Annotated in this window: 20 protein-coding genes and 1 tRNA gene; 15 read left to right on the forward strand and 6 right to left on the reverse strand. The window is 48.5% G+C overall.

Going from position 1 to position 19,721, the window contains the following annotated elements; all coding sequences use genetic code 11:
• Positions 1–732 carry a pteridine reductase gene (locus ACTNE6_RS01080; RefSeq protein WP_442498317.1) on the forward strand — a complete coding sequence of 244 codons (732 nt, stop codon included), beginning with the start codon at positions 1–3 and terminating at the stop codon, positions 730–732.
• Here the strand turns inward: ACTNE6_RS01080 and folK are convergent.
• Entirely contained in the window at positions 721–1,221 is a 501-nt protein-coding gene (folK, locus tag ACTNE6_RS01085; protein ID WP_442498318.1) for a 2-amino-4-hydroxy-6-hydroxymethyldihydropteridine diphosphokinase, read from the reverse strand. The genes ACTNE6_RS01080 and folK overlap by 12 nt on opposite strands.
• Positions 1,222–1,224: 3 nt before the next feature.
• A complete protein-coding gene (gene folB / locus ACTNE6_RS01090; RefSeq protein ID WP_194969628.1) occupies positions 1,225–1,578 on the reverse strand; it encodes a dihydroneopterin aldolase in 354 nt (117 codons plus the stop codon).
• Between the two features lie 92 nt (positions 1,579–1,670).
• Here folB and plsY point away from each other — a divergent pair, with 92 nt between their 5' ends.
• Complete coding sequence (plsY, locus tag ACTNE6_RS01095; RefSeq protein WP_442499727.1) at positions 1,671–2,255, forward strand: glycerol-3-phosphate 1-O-acyltransferase PlsY; 585 nt, start codon at positions 1,671–1,673, stop codon at positions 2,253–2,255.
• Here the strand turns inward: plsY and tsaD are convergent.
• Positions 2,244–3,254, reverse strand: a complete 1,011-nt coding sequence (gene tsaD, locus ACTNE6_RS01100; protein ID WP_442498319.1) for a tRNA (adenosine(37)-N6)-threonylcarbamoyltransferase complex transferase subunit TsaD — start codon at positions 3,252–3,254, stop codon at positions 2,244–2,246. The two genes, plsY and tsaD, sit on opposite strands and share 12 nt — an antisense overlap.
• A 107-nt stretch (positions 3,255–3,361) precedes the next feature.
• Here tsaD and rpsU point away from each other — a divergent pair, with 107 nt between their 5' ends.
• The 11 genes from rpsU to ACTNE6_RS01155 all read left to right on the forward strand — a co-directional run bounded on the left by rpsU (position 3,362) and on the right by ACTNE6_RS01155 (position 14,309).
• Entirely contained in the window at positions 3,362–3,595 is a 234-nt protein-coding gene (gene rpsU, locus ACTNE6_RS01105; RefSeq protein WP_194969631.1) for a 30S ribosomal protein S21, read from the forward strand.
• A gap of 15 nt (positions 3,596–3,610) precedes the next feature.
• A complete protein-coding gene (locus ACTNE6_RS01110) occupies positions 3,611–4,060 on the forward strand; it encodes a GatB/YqeY domain-containing protein (RefSeq protein ID WP_194969632.1) in 450 nt (149 codons plus the stop codon).
• 31 nt (positions 4,061–4,091) lie between these two features.
• Complete coding sequence (gene dnaG, locus ACTNE6_RS01115) at positions 4,092–5,825, forward strand: DNA primase (RefSeq protein WP_442498320.1); 1,734 nt, start codon at positions 4,092–4,094, stop codon at positions 5,823–5,825.
• An 80-nt stretch (positions 5,826–5,905) separates the two neighbouring features.
• Positions 5,906–7,711: an RNA polymerase sigma factor RpoD gene (gene rpoD, locus ACTNE6_RS01120; protein WP_442498321.1), complete on the forward strand. Its 1,806-nt coding sequence runs from the start codon at positions 5,906–5,908 to the stop codon at positions 7,709–7,711.
• Between the two features lie 12 nt (positions 7,712–7,723).
• Positions 7,724–7,800: transfer RNA gene (locus ACTNE6_RS01125), tRNA-Ile, on the forward strand.
• 67 nt (positions 7,801–7,867) lie between these two features.
• Positions 7,868–9,028, forward strand: coding sequence for a methionine adenosyltransferase (metK, locus tag ACTNE6_RS01130; RefSeq protein WP_194969635.1), 1,161 nt, complete (start codon positions 7,868–7,870; stop codon positions 9,026–9,028).
• 25 nt (positions 9,029–9,053) lie between these two features.
• On the forward strand, positions 9,054–10,346 hold the full coding sequence (ahcY, locus tag ACTNE6_RS01135) for an adenosylhomocysteinase (protein WP_442498322.1): 1,293 nt from the start codon (positions 9,054–9,056) through the stop codon (positions 10,344–10,346).
• Positions 10,347–10,445: 99 nt separating this feature from the next.
• Entirely contained in the window at positions 10,446–11,306 is an 861-nt protein-coding gene (gene metF / locus ACTNE6_RS01140) for a methylenetetrahydrofolate reductase [NAD(P)H] (protein WP_442498323.1), read from the forward strand.
• 20 nt (positions 11,307–11,326) lie between these two features.
• Positions 11,327–12,676 carry an adenosylmethionine--8-amino-7-oxononanoate transaminase gene (locus tag ACTNE6_RS01145; protein ID WP_442498324.1) on the forward strand — a complete coding sequence of 450 codons (1,350 nt, stop codon included), beginning with the start codon at positions 11,327–11,329 and terminating at the stop codon, positions 12,674–12,676.
• Between the two features lie 2 nt (positions 12,677–12,678).
• Positions 12,679–13,416 carry a 16S rRNA (uracil(1498)-N(3))-methyltransferase gene (locus ACTNE6_RS01150; RefSeq protein WP_442498325.1) on the forward strand — a complete coding sequence of 246 codons (738 nt, stop codon included), beginning with the start codon at positions 12,679–12,681 and terminating at the stop codon, positions 13,414–13,416.
• Entirely contained in the window at positions 13,413–14,309 is an 897-nt protein-coding gene (locus ACTNE6_RS01155) for a CPBP family intramembrane glutamic endopeptidase (RefSeq protein ID WP_194969640.1), read from the forward strand. The genes ACTNE6_RS01150 and ACTNE6_RS01155 overlap by 4 nt, the downstream gene beginning before the upstream one ends.
• Here the strand turns inward: ACTNE6_RS01155 and ACTNE6_RS01160 are convergent.
• Complete coding sequence (locus tag ACTNE6_RS01160; RefSeq protein ID WP_434483343.1) at positions 14,299–14,781, reverse strand: YajQ family cyclic di-GMP-binding protein; 483 nt, start codon at positions 14,779–14,781, stop codon at positions 14,299–14,301. The genes ACTNE6_RS01155 and ACTNE6_RS01160 overlap by 11 nt on opposite strands.
• A gap of 49 nt (positions 14,782–14,830) precedes the next feature.
• Positions 14,831–16,057, reverse strand: a complete 1,227-nt coding sequence (locus tag ACTNE6_RS01165; RefSeq protein WP_442498326.1) for a multifunctional CCA addition/repair protein — start codon at positions 16,055–16,057, stop codon at positions 14,831–14,833.
• 89 nt (positions 16,058–16,146) lie between these two features.
• Between ACTNE6_RS01165 and ACTNE6_RS01170 the strand changes: the two genes are divergently transcribed.
• On the forward strand, positions 16,147–16,935 hold the full coding sequence (locus tag ACTNE6_RS01170; RefSeq protein WP_442498327.1) for a sulfite exporter TauE/SafE family protein: 789 nt from the start codon (positions 16,147–16,149) through the stop codon (positions 16,933–16,935).
• Between the two features lie 133 nt (positions 16,936–17,068).
• Here the strand turns inward: ACTNE6_RS01170 and ACTNE6_RS01175 are convergent, their stop codons facing one another.
• Positions 17,069–17,860, reverse strand: coding sequence for a GlcG/HbpS family heme-binding protein (locus ACTNE6_RS01175; RefSeq protein WP_442498328.1), 792 nt, complete (start codon positions 17,858–17,860; stop codon positions 17,069–17,071).
• A gap of 390 nt (positions 17,861–18,250) precedes the next feature.
• Between ACTNE6_RS01175 and guaB the strand changes: the two genes are divergently transcribed.
• Positions 18,251–19,717 carry an IMP dehydrogenase gene (gene guaB, locus ACTNE6_RS01180; RefSeq protein ID WP_442498329.1) on the forward strand — a complete coding sequence of 489 codons (1,467 nt, stop codon included), beginning with the start codon at positions 18,251–18,253 and terminating at the stop codon, positions 19,715–19,717.
• Positions 19,718–19,721: the final 4 nt, after the last annotated feature.

Genomic DNA, 19,721 nt, shown 5'->3' on the forward strand with positions numbered 1-19,721 from the left:
ATGCAAAAAAATATTCTCATTACCGGTGCAGCAAAGCGCATAGGCGCTGCTTGTGCGCGTTTACTGCATAGTGAAGGCAGCAATATTGTTTTGCATTATAGATCGTCAAGAGAAGATGCGCTGCAGCTTTGCGATGAATTAAATCAAAAACGCCCCGATTCGGCAAAAACGATCCAGGCCGATTTGCTGAACATGCATGAACTGGCAGCGGTTGCCAGAGAGGCGGCCTCGGCCTGGGGTGGCATACATGTGTTAGTCAATAATGCCTCGGCGTTTTATCCGACGGCGGTTACAGATGTGACCGAACAGCAATGGGATGATTTGCTGGGCAGTAATTTGAAGGCGCCTTTTTTTCTGGCAAAAGCCTTATCCGAAACCTTGTCCGATCATAACGGCTGTATTGTCAATATTGTCGATATTCATGCGGAGCGCGGCTTGAAGGGGTATCCGGTTTATAGCATTGCAAAAGCCGGGTTGGCGGCCATGACTCGCGTTTTGGCCAAGGAGTTGGGGCCGGACGTTAGGGTAAATGCAGTTTCGCCTGGCGCCATATTATGGCCTGAGAGCGAGTTGTCCGAGCAAGACAAAGCCGAGATTCTGCAGCGGATTATATTAAAGCGGCGCGGGGAGCCGCTCGATATTGCCAAGGCGGTGCTTTTTTTAATCAAGGATGCTGATTATATGACTGGGCAGATTCTGACTGTGGATGGCGGAAGAACTTTATTTTGTTAGCATCCAGGAAGGCGTGATGCGCTTTTGCTTGAGGTTGGCCTTATCGAATCTATCCCACAGTTCGGCATAACTTATATGGCTGATAGGATGCTCCAGGGTCGGTGCAATTTCCGCTAAGGGTTCAAGCACGAAAGCATAACGCTCAATTTCATCGCGAGGTATCTGTAACTGCTCATCTCGGAGCACGAGATCGCCATAGAGAATCAGGTCCAGATCCAGTGTTCGGGCAGTAAATTTTTTACAACCACGGGCACGACCATGATCCAGTTCAATTTGTCTGAGTTGTCGGGCGACTTCTTTTGCATTCAGATCAGAATCAAAACCTACGACCAGATTGTAGAATGGATCACCTGAAAAACCGACCGGCTCGGTTTCATAAATGCTTGAGGCAATCAATTCGCCGAAGCAATGCTCAAGAGCCTGTAGGCTGGCAGGAATATTGTGATCCCTGTCTATATTGCTGCCAATACTGATATAGCCGCGCGGCATAGCTTACTTTGTGCCTCGCTCGATTATGATGCCTACATCTCTGGCGCTACTGATAGCGCCCCTCTTGTTCAGCCTAATTTTAACCCAAGGCACATTAAACTCATTGCGGATGATGGCAGCGATTTCTTCAATGAGTTTTTCGACCAGAAAAAAACTGCTTTGTTCGACAAAGGAAATGATGCGTTGCGAAACAGCTTTGTAATCAAGCGCATATTGAATATCATCAGTTTCAGCGGCTTTTTTGATGTCATAAGCCATTTCAATGTCAAGAACGACGGCTTGTTTGATTTCTCTTTCCCAATCGTAAATGCCGATAACAGTCTGAATTTCAAGTCCGCCTAAAAATATGATGTCCATAGTGATTTCCGGTTATGATGTGCGATTTAAAATCGGCTAAGTATCGGGGAAACGCTCCCGGCTTACAAGTTCTGAATGACAAAAGGTATAGAATGTTTGAATGGTTGTTTGTTCCGGCTGCCTATCTGATAGGCTCGATTTCCAGTGCAATTATTATTTGCCGCTTGATGGGATTGCCCGATCCCCGCGAGCAAGGGTCTGGTAATCCAGGCGCTACTAATGTCATGCGCATCGGTGGAAAAAAGGCGGCTGGCATTACCTTGCTGGGCGATTTGCTGAAAGGTTTGATCCCAGTCTATATAGCTAAACTATTGGGGGTGCCCGCGGAATTGCAGGCTGCTACAGGTTTGGCCGCGTTTTTTGGGCATCTTTATCCGGTGTTTTTCGGTTTCAAGGGCGGCAAGGGCGTTGCGACATCAGTCGGCGTATTGCTCGGGTTTTCTTGGTGGCTGGGACTGTCATTCATGGGCACCTGGATCCTGATTTACAAGCTGGGCAAAATATCTTCCCTATCAGCATTGATAGCCTCAATCTTATCTCCGATTTATGCTTGGTTTATTGTTGGAGATGCGGCAATAGTCGCAGCTTCAGCGGGCATGATGGTGTTCTTGTTGTGGCGGCATGAAAGCAATATCCAGCGCTTGTTATCCGGCGAAGAAGGCAAATTAAAGACCTGACAATTCGCTGATTGGCCAGCGAGGCCGGGCAAAAATTTCAAGTTCCTGCTGCTGGCCGGCCAGTAGCCGCTGGCAGCCGGCATAAGCGATCATGGCACCATTGTCGGTGCAGAATTCCGGCCGAGGAAAGTAGATTGCCGCATTTTCACGGCCGGCCATTTCGGTCAGACAGGCGCGTATGTGCTTATTGGCGCTGACGCCGCCTGCTACGACTAGCCTCTTTAGTCCGGTCTGTTTCAGGGCGCGCCTGCATTTGATGCTGAGCGTGTCGGCAACGGCATTTTGAAAGGCCATAGCGATATCGGCTTTGTCCTGTTCTGTTTTTTGCGAACCGTTAAGCGTATTCATGGTATAAGTTTTCAAACCGCTAAAACTGAAATCCAGTCCCGGCCTATCGGTCATCGGGCGTGGAAACTGAAAAACCGGCCGGCCATTTTCGGCGAGTTTGGACAGCTTGGGGCCACCAGGGTAACCGAGGCCCAGCATTTTTGCAGTTTTGTCAAACGCTTCACCGGCGGCGTCATCGAGCGATTCGCCTAATAGCCGATAATGACCGATCCCATCGACTTGCACCAATAGCGTATGTCCTCCGGAAATCAGCAGGGCCACAAAAGGAAAGGCTGGGGGGGGGGCTTCCAGCATGGGCGCCAATAGATGCCCTTCCATGTGGTGAACAGCAACTGCGGGAATCTGCCATGACCAGGCCAGACTGCGGGCTGTGGCTGCGCCGACTAGCAGAGCGCCCATAAGCCCAGGGCCTGCCGTATAGGCGATGCCATTAATATCGGCGCTTGACAGCTGGCTTTCTTGCAGAGATTGCCTGATTAGAGGCACTAATTTCCGGATGTGGTCCCGCGAAGCCAGTTCCGGGACAACGCCGCCATATTCGCTGTGCATTTCGATCTGGCTGTACAATAAATGATTGCACAGCCCGCGTTTAGAGTGATAAATGGCGACACCGGTTTCATCGCATGATGTTTCTATGCCTAGAACGTACATTGAGTTTTTGAAAATTGTAAAAGTAAACGGTATAATTAAGGGTTCTGTTTATTCAGTGGGCCGCAAGGCTTTTAATTTTTAGATACTAACACATTTGGGTCATTAATATGCCGTCAGTTAAAGTTAAAGAAAACGAACCTTTCGATATCGCGATTCGTCGCTTCAAACGTGCTTGTGAAAAAGCGGGTGTCCTGTCAGAAGTGCGTCGCCGCGAATTTTATGAAAAACCAACGGCAGAACGTAAACGCAAAGGCGCTGCCGCTGTTAAGCGTCATTTGAAAAAGCTGGCTCGTGAACGTTATGCGTTGAAAAATTTACGTCGCGGCCGTCCTCAGATGTAAAACGGGGTTAATGAGATGGATTTGATATTAGATCGTATCAAGGATGATATGAAAGCCTCCATGAAAGGCGGCAATAAATCCAGATTGGCAGTGATTCGTTTGATTCTGGCTGCAGTCAAGCAGGTTGAGGTCGATGAGCGGATTGAGCTGGATAATGATCGCGTTATCCAGGTTCTCGATAAGATGCTGAAGCAGCGCCGCGAATCTATCCGTCAGTACACCGATGCCGGTCGAAGCGATCTGGCAGAGATTGAAGAGGCTGAGATTTTGGTGATTCAGGATTTTCTGCCTCAGCCTTTCACCGAAGCCGAAATTGACGCCATGATTAAGGAAGCGGTAGCTGAATCTGGCGCGGCGTCAGTTAAGGATATGGGCAAGGTCATGGGGCTGCTTAAGGCAAAAATGCAAGGTCGTGCCGATATGGCGGTTGTTGGTGCGAAAATTAAGGCTGTCCTGGCTGGCTAGTTTGCTTGTGCCGATTTTGTCCGGGTAGATCATGTCCGGTAGGATTCCTCGCGAGTTTATTGATGAGCTTTTAGTGCGGGTTGATATCGTCGATTTAATCGATTCGCACGTTCCTCTAAAAAAAACGGGTGCTAATTATGTCGCCCGCTGTCCTTTTCATACTGAAAAAACGCCCAGTTTTTCTGTAAATCGCAAAAAGCAATTTTTTCATTGCTTTGGCTGCGGAGCCAGTGGTAATGCCATCAGTTTTTTGATGGATTTTAATCATCTTAATTTTGTCGAAGCAGTTGAGGATTTGGCGACCTTTGTCGGTGTCGATGTGCCGCGGGAGTCGGTAACCTCTCAATCTGGGCAAAAGCAGAATAAAGAAGATTTACGCAGTTTGTACCAGGTTATGGAGGATGTGGCGGCTTTTTATGTGGAGCAGCTGCGCATTCATGCTCAGGGGAAAAAAGCGGTTGACTATTTAAAGGCGCGTGGAGTCAGTGGTCAGCTTGCCCGTGATTTTATGCTTGGTTATGCGCCCGACGAATGGGCGGCCTTGACTGATCGGTTTAATCAGAAGTTGCTATTGGAGGCCGGTTTACTGGTCAGTAACGAGAGCGGGCAGGTTTATGATCGGTTTCGTGATCGGGTTATGTTTCCCATCCGAGACAGGCGAGGCCGCATTGTCGGTTTTGGTGGGCGGGTGCTTGATGATTCTTTGCCCAAGTACTTGAATTCTCCGGAAACATCCCTATTTCATAAAAGCCGGGAAGTTTATGGTCTGTACGAGCTTCTGAAAAAGAATTCGAAACCAGAACGGATTTTGATTGTCGAGGGTTATATGGATGTTATCGCCTTGGCTCAGTTTGGAATTAATTACGCAGTGGCAGCGCTAGGGACGGCGGCATCGCAAGCGCATTTTGATCTGTTGTTTCGGTTTTCTTCGGAGTTGGTATTTTGCTTCGACGGTGATAAAGCGGGGCGTCAGGCGGCGTGGCGCGCCATGGAGCCGGCTTTTTCCGGTTTGAAGGATGGACGATTGATACGCATCATGTTGTTGCCGCAGGGTCAAGATCCCGATTCATTAGTCCGTCAGGAGGGAATGGATAAATTTTCAGAACGTGTGCAGATGGCTGCGACTTTATCGGATTATTTTTTTGGGCATTTTGCAGAAGAGTTGAATTTATCCGAAATGGAAGGGCGTGCGCAATTGGTCGGCAAGGCTAAGCCGTATCTGGAGAGGTTGCCGGAAGGTGTGTTTCGGGAAATGATGTTTGCGCGGCTTAAGCAATTATCGGGCTTTTTGGCGCTGGACGTTTCAACAAATGCGACTACACTTAGACCAGCAAAGGAAAATGGTAAGCGCCAAGAGCGTGGCCGACTATCATTGGCACGCGTGGCAATAGCTTTGTTGATTCAGAATCCTAGATTGGCTGAACTTGTTGAGCAAAGGGAGATTGATTGGTGTGGATTGGAATTTCCCGGCATTGATCTGTTCAAGAGTGTGCTGCGCATGATTCTTGATAAGCAACCGGCGAATGCTGCTGTTTTGGTTGAGTCCTATCGTGATGCTGCCGAAGAGAAATCAGTGAAGGCGCTGGCGTTCTTAGATTTGCTGGTTCCGGATGAAGGTGTGGAGGCGGTGTTTTGTGATGCGCTGGATCGGTTGCTTGATCAGGCGCGAAAAGCAAATATAGATAGATTGCTAGCCAAAGCGAAAGTCAATGGATTGAATGCGCAGGAAAAAGAGGTGTTGCGTAAGATGTTGGCAGGTAAATAATTTAATGCCAAACAGCAAAGTTTATAGTACAATTTCCGGTTCAGCGTAGTCGTGCTGAACCGAGCATTCAGTGAGTAAATATGAATCAAGAACAGCAACAATCCCAACTTAAACAATTGATAGCCAAAGGCAAGATTCAGGGGTACCTGACCTATGCCGAGGTTAATGATCACTTGCCTAGCGATATTGTCGATCCGGAACAGATTGAAGATATCATTGGCATGATTAATGATATGGGGATTCAAGTTTACGAAGTTGCGCCGGATGAAGATTCCCTGATCACCGATTCTGCAGCTGTTACTACCGATGACGAGGATGCCGAAGAGGTTGCGGCTTTAGCGTCCGTTGACAGCGAGTTTGGCAGAACTACGGACCCGGTGCGCATGTACATGCGTGAAATGGGCTCAGTTGAGCTGTTGACGCGTGATGATGAGTTAAAAATCGCCAAGCGGATTGAAGAAGGCCAGCAGCAGGTTGTTAAGGCTATTGCCAGGTCTTGCGTTGTTGTTGATCACTTTTTGCAGTCATTTGACGCTATTTCCGGAGAAGAGGGCGGGATCAGGCTGGCTGATTTACTTTCAGGCTTTGTCGATTTAAGCGAGTCGGAGCCTTTGGTCAGCGCATCATCTGCAACTGATGATGAAGAAACGGCAGTTGAAGACGAAGCCAAAGGTCTCGACTATGAAGAGGTCAAGTTAAAAGTAGAAGAGCTCCGGAAACAACTTAAAACGGCTTCATCGGCAATCAAAAAATACGGCTATTCCAGTGATAAAACAGAACAGGCCTTCGAAGCATTGGCTGACCTGTTCATGGAATTCAAGTGGACTCCGCAATACTTGAAAAAATTGACGGCTATTATTCCTGACGGCGTCGCCACTGTCCGCGAACAGGAAAAAGTGATTATGGATATTTGCGTCAGGCATGCCAAAATGCCGCGCAAAGAGTTTATTGCTTTATTTACCGAAAGTGAAGTGAATGCGGAATGGTTTGACCGGTTATTGAGCGACGACAATAAATATTCGGCAACTCTGAAAGAGCACGAAAAAGACTTAAGAAAGGTCCAAAAAGTGCTGGCAGATATTGAGTCTGAGTATGGTCTGACTATTAACGGGTTGAAAGATATCAATCGGCGCATGTCTATTGGCGAAGCCAAAGCCAGGCGCGCGAAAAAAGAAATGATCGAAGCGAATTTAAGGCTGGTTATTTCGATCGCTAAAAAATATACTAATCGCGGCCTGCAATTCCTGGATTTGATTCAGGAAGGTAATATCGGTTTGATGAAGGCGGTCGATAAATTCGAATACCGCCGCGGCTACAAGTTTTCAACTTATGCGACCTGGTGGATCAGGCAGGCGATTACCCGCTCCATCGCGGATCAAGCCAGAACGATCCGTATTCCAGTGCATATGATCGAAACGATCAATAAATTAAACCGTATTTCCAGGCAGATTCTGCAGGAAATGGGGCGCGAAGCGACGCCGGAAGAGTTGGCGGAGCGCATGGAAATGCCGGAAGATAAAGTTCGTAAGGTATTGAAAATAGCCAAAGAACCTATTTCCATGGAAACGCCCATAGGGGATGATGAAGATTCTCATTTGGGAGATTTCATAGAAGATGCTAAAGTATTGTCCCCGGTTGAGTCTGCTACAATTGCGGGATTGCGTGAATCAACACAAAATGTGCTGGCTGGATTGACGGCAAGAGAAGCCAAAGTTCTGCGCATGCGTTTTGGCATCAATATGAATACCGATCATACGCTGGAAGAAGTCGGCAAGCAGTTTGATGTGACGCGTGAAAGAATTCGTCAGATTGAAGCCAAGGCGTTGAGAAAGCTCAGGCATCCATCAAGGTCAGAGCAATTGAGATGCTTTTTGGATGGCGAATAGTTAACAGTTAGAGGGCCCTTAGCTCAGTTGGTCAGAGCTTCCGACTCATAATCGGCAGGTCGTAGGTTCAAGTCCTACAGGGCCCACCACAAATGTAAAAGGCTGCCTCGGCAGCCTTTTGTCTATCTGGGTTTTATATTTTTAGAAGGCAGCATCGTGAGCAATAATTTCATTTTTACATCAGAGTCAGTTTCAGAAGGGCATCCGGATAAGGTTGCGGATCAAATTTCAGATGCGATATTGGATGCAATATTAGCGCAGGATCCTAAGGCTCGGGTTGCTTGTGAAACATTGGTAAAAACCGGCATGGTCGTTTTGGCCGGTGAAGTTACCACGGATGCCTGGGTTGATACCGAAGAGCTGGTGCGTAAAGTGGTTTGCGGAATCGGTTATGATCACGGCGATATCGGCTTTGATGGTCAAAGCTGTGCTGTTCTGAATGCGATCGGCAAACAGTCTCCTGATATCGCGATGGGCGTTGATGAGTCCGGCGATCATGAACAGGGTGCGGGCGATCAGGGCTTGATGTTCGGTTATGCCAGCAATGAAACTGATGTTTTGATGCCGGCGCCTATTACTTATGCGCATCTGCTGGTAAAACGCCAGGCTGAAGTCCGTAAAAACAAAACATTGCCTTGGCTGCGCCCCGATGCAAAAAGCCAGATTACATTCCGCTACGAAAATAACAAGCCGGTTGCCATAGACGCGGTTGTCTTGTCGACTCAGCATTCACCTGAAATCGGTGCAAAACAACTGCATGAAGCGGTCATGGATGAAATCATCCTGCACACGTTGCCTAAGGAATGGCTGCATAAAGACACTAAATATTTTATCAATCCAACCGGACAGTTCATTATCGGCGGTCCTGTCGGCGATTGCGGTCTGACTGGCCGTAAAATTATTGTTGATACCTATGGCGGTATGGCGAGACACGGCGGCGGTGCGTTCTCAGGTAAAGATCCGTCAAAAGTTGACCGTTCTGCAGCTTATATGGGCCGGTACGTGGCAAAGAACATCGTCGCGGCTGAGTTGGCCGATCGTTGCGAAATTCAGGTATCTTATGCGATTGGCGTGGCCGAGCCGACTTCTATCAGTGTTGAAACATTCGGCACTGGCAAAATCAGTGAAGATCGATTGGTACAGATTATCCGTGACAATTTCGACCTGAGACCGAAAGGTTTGATTGCCCAGCTCGACCTGATGCGTCCTATTTATCAACCGACCGCGTCCTATGGACACTTTGGTCGCACGGAAGAGAGTTTTACTTGGGAAAGAACCGATAAAGTGGACGCTTTGAGAGAAGCGGCCGGCCTTTAATCTTATAAAATACAGGCAGGAAACGATGAGCTTACCAGATTATAAAGTTGCCGATATCGCTTTGGCTGAATGGGGTCGCAAAGAAATCAACATTGCTGAAACGGAAATGCCGGGTTTGATGGCATTGCGGGAAGAATACGGTCTGGAGCAACCGCTAAAAGGTGCGCGCATCGCCGGCTGTTTGCATATGACCATTCAAACGGCGGTGTTAATTGAAACCTTGACCGCATTAGGCGCAGAAGTGCGCTGGTCGTCATGCAATATTTTTTCAACCCAGGATCATGCCGCAGCGGCAATGGCCGTGGCCGGTATTCCTGTTTTTGCCTGGAAAGGCGAAACGGAAGCCGAAGCTGAGTGGTGTATTGCCCAGACTATTGAAGGTCCTAATGGTTGGCGTCCGAATATGATTTTGGATGACGGCGGTGATTTGACTCTCATGATGCACGAAAAATACCCTGAATTAATGTCAGGCGTGAAAGGTCTCTCGGAAGAGACGACAACCGGTGTTTTGCGGCTTTATGAAATGGTGTCCAAAGGCACGCTGAAAGTGCCGGCATTCAATGTCAATGATTCAGTGACCAAGTCAAAATTCGACAACCTGTACGGTTGTCGCGAATCATTGGTCGATGGCATCAAGCGCGCTACGGATGTGATGGTGGCTGGCAAAATCGCCGTTGTTTGCGGTTATGGCGATGTCGGCAAAGGCTGTGCGCAATCGCTGCGCGGCTTGGGCGCGACGGTCTGGGTAACTGAAATTGACCCGATTTGTGCATTGCAAGCGGCAATGGAAGGCTACCGTGTCGTAACCATGGAAGACGCCGCGTCTATTGCCAATATTTTTGTGACTGCAACTGGTAACGTCAATGTTATTACGCATAGTCATATGGCCGCGATGAAAGACCAGGCTATCGTTTGTAATATTGGCCATTTCGATTCCGAGATTGATATCGCTTCATTGCGCCAATACACATGGGAAAACATTAAGCCACAGGTTGATCATGTCATTTTTCCTGATGGCAAGCGGCTGATCGTGCTGGCGGAAGGGCGATTGGTGAACCTGGGCTGCGCGACGGGTCATCCGAGCTTTGTCATGTCCAATTCATTCTGCAACCAGGTCCTGGCTCAGATAGAACTTTGGAAGAATGCAGATCAGTATGAAAACAAGGTTTATATTCTGCCCAAGAAACTCGATGAAAAAGTGGCGGCTGCGCATCTGAAGCAGCTGGGCGTCAAACTGACCCGCTTGACTGACGAGCAGGCCAGATATATCAGCGTCTCCGTTGACGGCCCGTATAAAGCCGATCATTACCGTTACTGATCAAGTAGGCGGGTTTGTCAGTATTGGCAAACCCGTTCCGCTATAGTATAAGTATCAGAACATGCAAAGCAGGTTTTTACATTTCCCTTTCAAATAAAAATGCAATCACAGAAAAAGCATCCACAGCTGTTCAGTTTTGAGTTTTATCCGCCCAAATCAGAAGAAGGCGCCGCAAACCTACAGGTGGTGCACAGCAAACTGGCCAAGCTCAATCCGGACTTTTTTTCAGTCACCTTCGGCGCTGGCGGTTCAACTCGCGAAAAAACCTTCGAGTCAGTTATCGAGATTCAATCTAAAGGAATCGCTGCAGCCCCACATTTATCCTGTGTGGCATCGACCAGAGAGAATATCCGCGAAATTCTGAAACGTTACCAGGATCATGGCATATCAAAAATCGTGGCTTTAAGAGGCGATCTGCCATCCGGCATGTTGTCAGCCGGTGAATTCCGATATGCTAACGAACTGGTGGAATTTATCCGGCAGGAAACTGGGGATCATTTTCAAATTCATGTGGCCGCGTATCCTGAAGTGCATCCTCAGGCTGTGAGCGGCGACCAGGATTTCAAGAATTTCAAGCGCAAAGTCGAAGCCGGCGCCAATGCCGCTATTACGCAGTATTTTTATAACGCCGAAGCCTATTTTTATTTTATTGATCAGTGCGAAAAAAGCGGTATCGATATTCCGATCGTGCCCGGCATCATGCCGATTACCAATTATTCGCAATTATTCAGGTTTTCAGAGATGTGCGGCGCCGACATCCCTCGCTGGATGAGAAAGCGGCTGGAATGTTTCGGCGATGATCGCAAGGCCATACAGGCTTTCGGCATTGATGTGGTGACAGCGCTTTGCCGGCGCTTGCTTGAAAATGGTGCGCCGGGACTGCATTTTTATACGATGAATCAGGCCGGACCGACATTGGCCATCTGCGAAAATCTGCATATTGGGCAGCGGGCTGAATAAGGCTCTGCTTGCCTTTGTTCATGAGTAACCGAGTATTTTCCGATCGCGATTTGTCGGTTTTGTGGCATCCTTGCACTCAAATGAAGGACCATGAAACGTTTCCGATTATCCCGATAAAAAAAGGCAGCGGTGCTTGGCTGGAAGATTTTGAAGGCAATCGTTACCTGGATGCGATCAGTTCCTGGTGGGTCAATCTATTCGGGCATGCCAATCCTGCCATCAATGACGCGATAAAAGAGCAGCTTGATACGCTGGAGCATGTGATTCTTGCAGGCTTCACGCATGAAGCGGCTGTCAGTCTGGCGGAAAAACTGGTCGAGATCACGCCCCGGGGACTTAGCCGGTGTTTCTATGCCGATAACGGTTCTTCAGCCGTAGAAGTAGCGCTCAAAATGAGCTTCCACTACTGGCGCAATCTCGGGCAGACTCAAAAGACTAAATTCATCACGCTGGAAAACAGTTATCACGGCGAAACCCTGGGCGCTTTGGCTGTCGGTAATGTAGCACTCTATAAGGAAACGTATGGCCCATTGCTGATGGACGTCATTACGGTTCCGGGACCGGATTGCTATTATCGGGAGCCAGGCGAATCCTGGGAGAATTACTGCATACGCCGGTTCTCGCTCATGGAGGCGACACTCGCACGGCATGCCGATACAACTTGTGCAGTCATTGTCGAGCCCTTGGTGCAGTGCGCCGGCAACATGCGCATGTACGATCCCATCTACCTGAAACTGCTGCGCGAAGCCTGCAATAAATACAATGTGCATCTGATTGCCGATGAAATAGCGGTCGGATTTGGCCGGACCGGGTCTCTGTTCGCCTGTGAACAGGCGGCAATCACGCCGGACTTTATCTGTCTGTCCAAGGGCTTGACCGGCGGATATCTGCCCCTGTCGGCCGTTTTGACTACCGATCAGATCTATCAGGCCTTTTATGATGATTATCAGAAATTGACGGCTTTTCTGCATTCCCATAGTTATACCGGCAATGCCTTGGCTTGCAGGGCCAGTTTGGCAACCATAGCAATTTTCCAGCAGCAAAATATCATAGAAAAAAATAAAAGACTGGCTGAAGCAATGGCTAAGGCAGCGGCGCGCTTTAACGGGCATCCGCGGGTGGCGGAAGTCAGGCAGACCGGCATGGTACTGGCTATCGAACTGGTCAAAAACAAGCAAACGCGAGAACCCTATCCCTGGCAGGAGCGCCGCGGCTTACGGGTTTATCAATATGCCTTATCCAAAGGCGTCTTATTGAGGCCGCTGGGCAATGTCATCTATTTTATGCCGCCCTATGTGGTGACCGAGGATGAAATTCGGCTGATAGCGGATGTGGCCTGGGCTGGCATACAACTAGCTGTTCAGGATTAAACATGCGAATTTCACGATTATATGTGCCCGCAGATCTGGCCGAAGGCCGGCAAATAATACTTGATGAGGATAGTGCTCATTACGTCAGGACGGTTCTGCGGCTGAAAAAAGATTTGCAGATCATTTTGTTTAACGGCAACGGCGGCGATTATATATGCACGCTGGTCGAAGTCAGCCGCAAGCAGGTGCTGATCGATGTGCAGCAATGGCTGGATCGCACTGTCGAGTCGCCGCTGACGATAACGTTCGGATTAGGCATTTCGCGCGGCGATAGAATGGACCTTGCGGTACAAAAGGCCGTTGAACTCGGCGTTAGTGCCATGACGCCGCTGCTGACCGAACGTTGCGTCGTGCAGTTTAAAGGCGAGAAAAAACAGCAGCGCTTACAGCATTGGCAAAAAATAGTGCAGCATGCTGCCGAGCAAAGCGGCAGAACATTGCTGCCTGAGTTGGCTGAGATCGAGCATTTATCGAATTGGGCGGATCAACAGAGCGGTTTGAAGGTTTTTCTGGATCCTTACGCCGAAGCATCTTTAGCTGATTTAAAACCCGAAGACATGAAGGTCACGTTGCTGTCCGGACCCGAAGGGGGCTTTTCTGATCAGGAGCGGGAGTTTGCGAAAGCGGCGGGCTTTATCCCGGTGCGCTTAGGCAGTCGGATACTAAGAACAGAAACGGCTTCATTGGCCGCATTATCGGCCGTGCAGATGCTGTGGGGCGATTTCGGTAGCTGGAAATGATCAAGTCTATTTATTACGCCCTTGTGCCGCTGCTGGTTCTGCTAGGGGCTATTTTTATAGCCTGCCTGGCTGGTTATTTTATCGCTCTGGGCATCGGCGATCAGTTCCCGTTAAGCAAAATAATCAAGAAGTCGGCACAACTCTTTCTGGTGCTGAGTATTTTTCCGGTCATGGCCTATTTCAGATTCAAAAAAGCAGATATCGGTTTCGCCGGCAAGGCTGTTTTTTTTAAGCAGGTGCTGCAGGGCTTCGGGCTCGGCTTTGTAACCTTAATGCCGGTTGTTATTGTGTTGTATGGACTCGGCGTCAATGTTGTCGATCAGAGTCATGTTTGGACAGTCTCGCTGCTGGCAAAAAAAATGGCGCTGTCATTGTTGTTGGCGCTGATTATCTCCTGGGTTGAGGAGCCTTTGTTTCGAGGCGTACTGTTAACGGGGCTGAAGCGCAAAATGTCTGTTATAGCCGCCATTGTGATCAGCGCCATTTATTACGCGGTCCTGCATTTTCTAGACAGCGACATTAATATTCCGCATCAGGAAATAACACCATTGAGCGGATTCAAACTGCTTGGTGAAGCGTTTTTCAATCTATTGAATCCGGATATTCTGTCGGCGTTCTGGGCTCTGGTTATGGTCGGTATTTTCTTGGGTATCCTCCGGACGGAGTTCAAAGCCAGCCTAGGGTTGTGTATCGGTTGTCATACCAGCTGGGTCTGGCAGATAAAGATGAGCAAGAGCCTGTTCAATACCAATTTCAGCTCGGAGTATCTTTATTTGGTCAACAGGTACTATGATGGCTTGATCGGGCCCCTGGTTATAGGCTGGCTCGGCCTGGCAATATCCGGATATCTTGTTTACCGCTGGATTAACAAGCCCGCATTCATCAATCCCTGAAATTGGTGAATTGCAGCGGCATGTCGATTTTCTCATCCCTGATCATCTGAATTACTTCCTGCAGGTCATCCCTTTTCTTGCCGGTCACTCTGACCTGATCACCCTGAATGGCGGCCTGGACTTTCAGTTTTTTGTCCTTGATCAATTTAACGATCTTTTTTGCTAAAGCCGAATCAAGTCCTTGCTTCATCGTAATCTCCTGGCGCATGCCCTTGCCGCTGGGCTTGGGATCGGCGACATCCATGCAGGCAATGTCTATGCCGCGTCGGGTGAGTTTGGAGCAGATGATGCTGAACATTTGCTGCAACTGAAACGAGGATTCAGAAATCATGGATATCTTGTCATCATTCAATTCAAAGCTTGAATCTGTGCCTTTGAAATCAAAACGCGTGCTGATTTCTTTATTGGCCTGGTCAACGGCATTTGTAACTTCGTGTTTGTCAAATTCGGAAACGATGTCAAATGAAGGCATGGCGTATGATTAAGTCAGTAAAATTTTTACTATAGTTCGATTGAGTGCATTATTCAACCGCAATAAATTCGGCAACGGCCCTAATTCTTAGGCGGCGTATGGCTTCGCCGATTTCCGCGCCTTGAAGTTTGCTCTTTAATATTGCCGAGGTATCCACCGAGACGGCGGCTTTGGCGGCGCCTTTTATATAGTCTGCCTGAGGATAAGGATTGTTCTCATGATTTATGCGGCCTTTGGCATCGGCGGCGCAGGCCAGCAGGAAATGGTCCAAAGTATTATTGGTCGGTTTAAAGACGCCCAAAGTCATCAGCATGTCCGTTAAAGTCGATGGGCGCAATTCAAAGGCTCGATGACAGTGCGTATGATGGCGCATAACCAGCATGGCCAGCGATTTGAATGAATTAGGCACACGCAGGCGAGCACATAAATTTTCTAATATGGGCAGGCCGTTTTTTTCGTGATTATAATGATGCGGCCAATTTTCCTTGGGCGATACGGCCTTGCCGAGATCATGCATCAGAGCCGCAAATCTGACTTCAGGGCTCGAAGATAACGCTGCGGCTTGTTCCAGGCAGAGCATGACGTGCACGCCGGTATCGATTTCAGGGTGATGCTTTTCCGGTTGCGGTACGCCGAACAGGCTATGAATTTCAGGAAAAATTCTCTCCAGAGCGGAGCAGTCTTTTAGCATATAGAAAAAAGCGGACGGTGATTTTTCGTTAAGCGCTTTGAATAACTCCGCCCAGACACGTTCCGGCACGAGGTGATCGACTTCGCCGGCCGTCACCATTTGCCGCATCAGCACCCGGGTTTCTTCAGCCAGTCTGAAGCCGAGATGGCTGTATCGGGCTGCAAAGCGGGCCACGCGCAGTATGCGTACAGGGTCTTCGGCAAAAGCCGGCGAGATATGGCGGAAAATGCGATTTTCAATATCGTTTTTGCCGCCATACGGATCGATGATTTCGCCTTGCGGCGTCATCGCGATCGCATTAATCGTCAAATCACGGCGCATTAGGTCCTGTTTCAGAGTTACATCAGGAGAGGCATGCACGACAAATCCTTTATAACCTGGAGCGGTTTTTCTTTCGGTTCTGGCTAACGCATATTCCTCACCGTTTTCCGGATGCAGAAACACCGGAAAATCCTTGCCTACCGGACGAAAGCCTTTTTTTACCATTGATTCAGGTGTCTCGCCGATGACAACCCAATCCTTTTCCTTGACTGGATAGTTGAGTAGTTTGTCGCGTACGGCACCACCTACCAGAAATGTTTTCATCGAGTTATACGGGCGCTTTATTAGTGTCGGACTTAGAATAACATAATCGGTGGCTGCCGCGCGTTAGCGGTTATTTATAGAGGGCAATAATGATATTTTTTTTGTTGAGCGTGATATTGGGGATGGTTTCAGGATTGCTGGCCGGTCTTTTCGGCATTGGCGGAGGGATAGTCATTGTGCCTGTTCTGGTTTTGCTATTTACAATGTACGGTATGGCTTCTGATCTGGTTATGATAATGTCAGTGGCAACCTCGCTGGCGACGATAATTGTTACCTCAATGGCTTCTGTGCTGGCACATCATCGCTTAGGATCTGTGATGTGGAGAAAAGTGCTCAGGCTTGCGCCAGGCATTATGGTCGGGGCAACGCTCGGAGCTGTAGTAGCAAATCATATAGACGCTGATGTATTGCGTTACATCTTTATCGTTTTTTTACTTTATGTCGGTGTGCAGATGGCTTTTCAGATAATGCCAGAACCCGGAGAGGTCAAGGAGTCTAAGGTATTGGATTTTATTGTGGCGAACCTGATCGGCTTGATGTCGTCCATAGTGGGAATAGGCGGGGGGACGCTAACCGTGCCTTATCTTGTGCGCTGCCGATATGCCATGCGTAATGCGGTGGCGATATCAAGCGCCTGTGGTTTGCCGATAGCTGTGGCGGGTACGATCAGTTATGCGGTATTGGGCTGGAATCAAGTTCAGTTGCCGGAATGGAGTCTGGGCTATGTCTATCTGCCAGCTTTTTTAGGCATCAGTCTGGGCAGTTCCCTTACGGCTCCGATTGGCGCCAAACTGGCTCATCGGCTGCCGGCGCAGAAGCTAAAGCGCTATTTTTCCATCTTGATTTTTTTAATGGCAGTCAAACTTATTTTAACTTAAACGATAGAATTGCTAAGTCAAAGGATTGCGGCAGCCTTTTTGCTAGAGGTTATTCATCAATTTCCATATTTCATTTATTGTATGAAAAAAGCCGCTGGAAGGCGGCTTTTTTGCGTATGGAGCGACGCTTGTTTTAGGAGCCTGAACCTGCTTTGGCAAAGCCTTCGGCGATTGTTTTGGCTGCATTGCTGCAAGAAGGATGGCCCCAGCCGTCTTTGCTCTTGGAAGTGGTGGGATCAATGTCGTAAATGATATTGTCATCCTTGTTTGCAGTTACGCCTCCTGGAACATGGTCCATGTTAGCGTCTTGGCGCATGCGCCAAGCGATGTTGTGATCCGCGCATGAGGAGTCGCCACTTACGCCAACTGCGCCTAAGAGTGCTCCGTTGACATCATACAGTGGTAAGCCGCCGCCAAATACATTGACGCCGCCAATTTTCTTACCGACCATAGGATCATTGGCTGTGCCGTAAGCTGCAGCATCTCCAGCATAGGCGACGCTTGTGTCGACTGGATTACTTTCTTGCAAGCCAAATAGAGTACCTCCTGGTTGTACAGCAGAATACAGATTGGCTGTTGATAAGGCAAAGTCAGGGAGACTGAAGCTGTTGGCTGTATTAGCTTTTTGTGCCGAAATGACACGGCTGCCCGGCCATTGTTCACCACTATCGGCGCCGGATTTAGCCACCGCGCAGACTACACCGGCCCGATTGACAACTGTTGCCCACATATTGAAACCGAAGCCACCATTCTTATCAGATGACGCTTGAACTTGTTTTAATAATGTTTCTAATTGATTATGAATAAATGTTCTGGATGCCGCATCCGGACAAATGTCCACTGGCTCTGCCGCATTGGCGGCAATAGAAGTGAGTGCAATTGCGCAGCCTAGCAGTAAACTTTTAGATTGAGTTAATGTTTTCATAAAAATGTAAAGATAATTATTGTTGGTATTGATGTGTTTTGAATTAAATTACATTGTCTTATGTTTTATATGCGTCAATAAATTAAGACTATGTAAAAATAGCTTAAGTGTAGGAATCAATCAATAGCCCAGCTACAGAAAGAAATCATATGGATTCCAGTCTATATGCGGAGAATAAATGCGTCTGTTCTATTAAGTAACTCTGCTTAGGCATCTATTCAATTAGTTCTTGTCCTAGTTTTATGCCTTTAGGTGTTTCTTAGAAGACAAGTCGAGAGCCACAGGAGCTACACTTTTGTGAGAATATGTCAAGAAATTAAATTATAATATGGCGATTATTGGCAGTTAGTGCTATAGTGTCATGTTAATTAAGGCTTTTAGGTGTGGTTTATGCAAATTATTCAGGAAGCGCTCACGTTTGATGACGTTTTATTAGTGCCCGCGCACTCGACTGTGCTGCCACGAGATGTAGAAATGAAAACGCAATTGACACGTGGCATTGCGCTGAATATTCCTCTGGTTGCCGCGGCTATGGATACCGTAACAGAGGCACGGCTTGCGATTGCCATTGCTCAGGAAGGCGGCATAGGCATCATTCATAAAAATATGACTGCCGAGCAGCAGGCGCTGGAAGTTAGTAACGTTAAAAAGTACGAGAGCGGAGTAATTAAAAATCCGATTACCGTTTCGCCTAATACCAGTATTCGGGACGTCATTAACTTAACGCGGGCTAAAAATATTTCCGGTGTACCGGTAGTCGATGGCGATAAGCTGGTCGGTATTGTAACGAGCCGTGATTTGCGTTTTGAAACTCGTTTTGACGAACCGGTAACCAAAGTCATGACGCCCAAAGAACGTTTGGTTACGGTTAGTGAAAATGCCGATCGTAAAGAAGCGATTGCGTTGCTGCATGAGCACCGCATAGAAAAAGTGCTGGTCGTGAATGATGCCTTTCATTTACGGGGCATGATTACTGTAAAAGATATCCAGAAAGCCAAGGATTACCCATTGGCCTGTAAAGATGAACATGAAAGGCTGCGAGTCGGCGCAGCGGTTGGCACCGGGCATGGCACTGAAGAGCGTGTGGCTGCGCTGGTGGCGGCTGGTGTCGACGTTATTGTCGTCGATACGGCACATGGCCACTCGCAGGGCGTTTTGGACAGAGTTCGCTGGGTTAAAGAGCATTATCCCGGAGTTCAGGTCATCGGCGGCAATATCGCTACTGCGGAAGCGGCGCGCGCATTGGTTGAGGCTGGCGCAGACGGCGTCAAGGTCGGTATTGGGCCGGGTTCCATTTGCACAACGCGCATTATTGCCGGCGTCGGTGTGCCGCAAATCACAGCAGTCAGTAATGTGGCCGATGCATTGAAAGGTACTGGCGTGCCTTTAATTGCAGATGGCGGTATCCGTTATTCCGGTGATGTCGCTAAAGCACTGGCTGCGGGTGCGCATGCCGTGATGTTAGGCGGATTGTTTGCCGGCACTGAAGAGGCGCCAGGTGAAATTGAGCTGTTTCAGGGCCGTTCCTACAAATCATATCGTGGCATGGGCTCTTTGGGGGCCATGTCGCAGCAGCAAGGTTCCAGCGACCGCTATTTTCAGGAAGAAACCGAACTGGTCGAAAAACTGGTGCCGGAAGGCATTGAAGGTCGAGTGCCCTATAAAGGCAGCCTGCTGGCTGTTATTCATCAATTGCTGGGCGGCGTTCGCGCCAGCATGGGTTACACTGGCAGTCAAACTATCGCCGCGCTGCATGAAAGGGCGCAATTTGTGCGTGTGACCAGTGCGGGTATGAGAGAAAGTCATGTACATGACGTGACCATTACAAAAGAAGCGCCCAATTACCGCCTCGATTAAATGC

The sequence above is a fragment of the Methylobacter sp. sgz302048 genome (assembly GCF_052162025.1).
GTDB lineage: Bacteria > Pseudomonadota > Gammaproteobacteria > Methylococcales > Methylomonadaceae > Methylobacter.

Coding starts and splice junctions, on each gene's coding strand:
- metF (WP_442498323.1), top strand. CDS start 10,446: ATGCAATCACAGAAAAAGCATCCACAGCTGTTCAGTTTTGAGTTTTAT.
- plsY (WP_442499727.1), top strand. CDS start 1,671: ATGTTTGAATGGTTGTTTGTTCCGGCTGCCTATCTGATAGGCTCGATT.
- dnaG (WP_442498320.1), top strand. CDS start 4,092: ATGTCCGGTAGGATTCCTCGCGAGTTTATTGATGAGCTTTTAGTGCGG.
- ACTNE6_RS01155 (WP_194969640.1), top strand. CDS start 13,413: ATGATCAAGTCTATTTATTACGCCCTTGTGCCGCTGCTGGTTCTGCTA.
- tsaD (WP_442498319.1), bottom strand. CDS start 3,254: ATGTACGTTCTAGGCATAGAAACATCATGCGATGAAACCGGTGTCGCC.
- ACTNE6_RS01110 (WP_194969632.1), top strand. CDS start 3,611: ATGGATTTGATATTAGATCGTATCAAGGATGATATGAAAGCCTCCATG.
- ACTNE6_RS01160 (WP_434483343.1), bottom strand. CDS start 14,781: ATGCCTTCATTTGACATCGTTTCCGAATTTGACAAACACGAAGTTACA.
- ACTNE6_RS01165 (WP_442498326.1), bottom strand. CDS start 16,057: ATGAAAACATTTCTGGTAGGTGGTGCCGTACGCGACAAACTACTCAAC.
- ACTNE6_RS01080 (WP_442498317.1), top strand. CDS start 1: ATGCAAAAAAATATTCTCATTACCGGTGCAGCAAAGCGCATAGGCGCT.
- ACTNE6_RS01150 (WP_442498325.1), top strand. CDS start 12,679: ATGCGAATTTCACGATTATATGTGCCCGCAGATCTGGCCGAAGGCCGG.
- folK (WP_442498318.1), bottom strand. CDS start 1,221: ATGCCGCGCGGCTATATCAGTATTGGCAGCAATATAGACAGGGATCAC.
- rpsU (WP_194969631.1), top strand. CDS start 3,362: ATGCCGTCAGTTAAAGTTAAAGAAAACGAACCTTTCGATATCGCGATT.
- guaB (WP_442498329.1), top strand. CDS start 18,251: ATGCAAATTATTCAGGAAGCGCTCACGTTTGATGACGTTTTATTAGTG.
- ahcY (WP_442498322.1), top strand. CDS start 9,054: ATGAGCTTACCAGATTATAAAGTTGCCGATATCGCTTTGGCTGAATGG.
- folB (WP_194969628.1), bottom strand. CDS start 1,578: ATGGACATCATATTTTTAGGCGGACTTGAAATTCAGACTGTTATCGGC.
- ACTNE6_RS01175 (WP_442498328.1), bottom strand. CDS start 17,860: ATGAAAACATTAACTCAATCTAAAAGTTTACTGCTAGGCTGCGCAATT.
- ACTNE6_RS01170 (WP_442498327.1), top strand. CDS start 16,147: ATGATATTTTTTTTGTTGAGCGTGATATTGGGGATGGTTTCAGGATTG.
- ACTNE6_RS01145 (WP_442498324.1), top strand. CDS start 11,327: ATGAGTAACCGAGTATTTTCCGATCGCGATTTGTCGGTTTTGTGGCAT.
- rpoD (WP_442498321.1), top strand. CDS start 5,906: ATGAATCAAGAACAGCAACAATCCCAACTTAAACAATTGATAGCCAAA.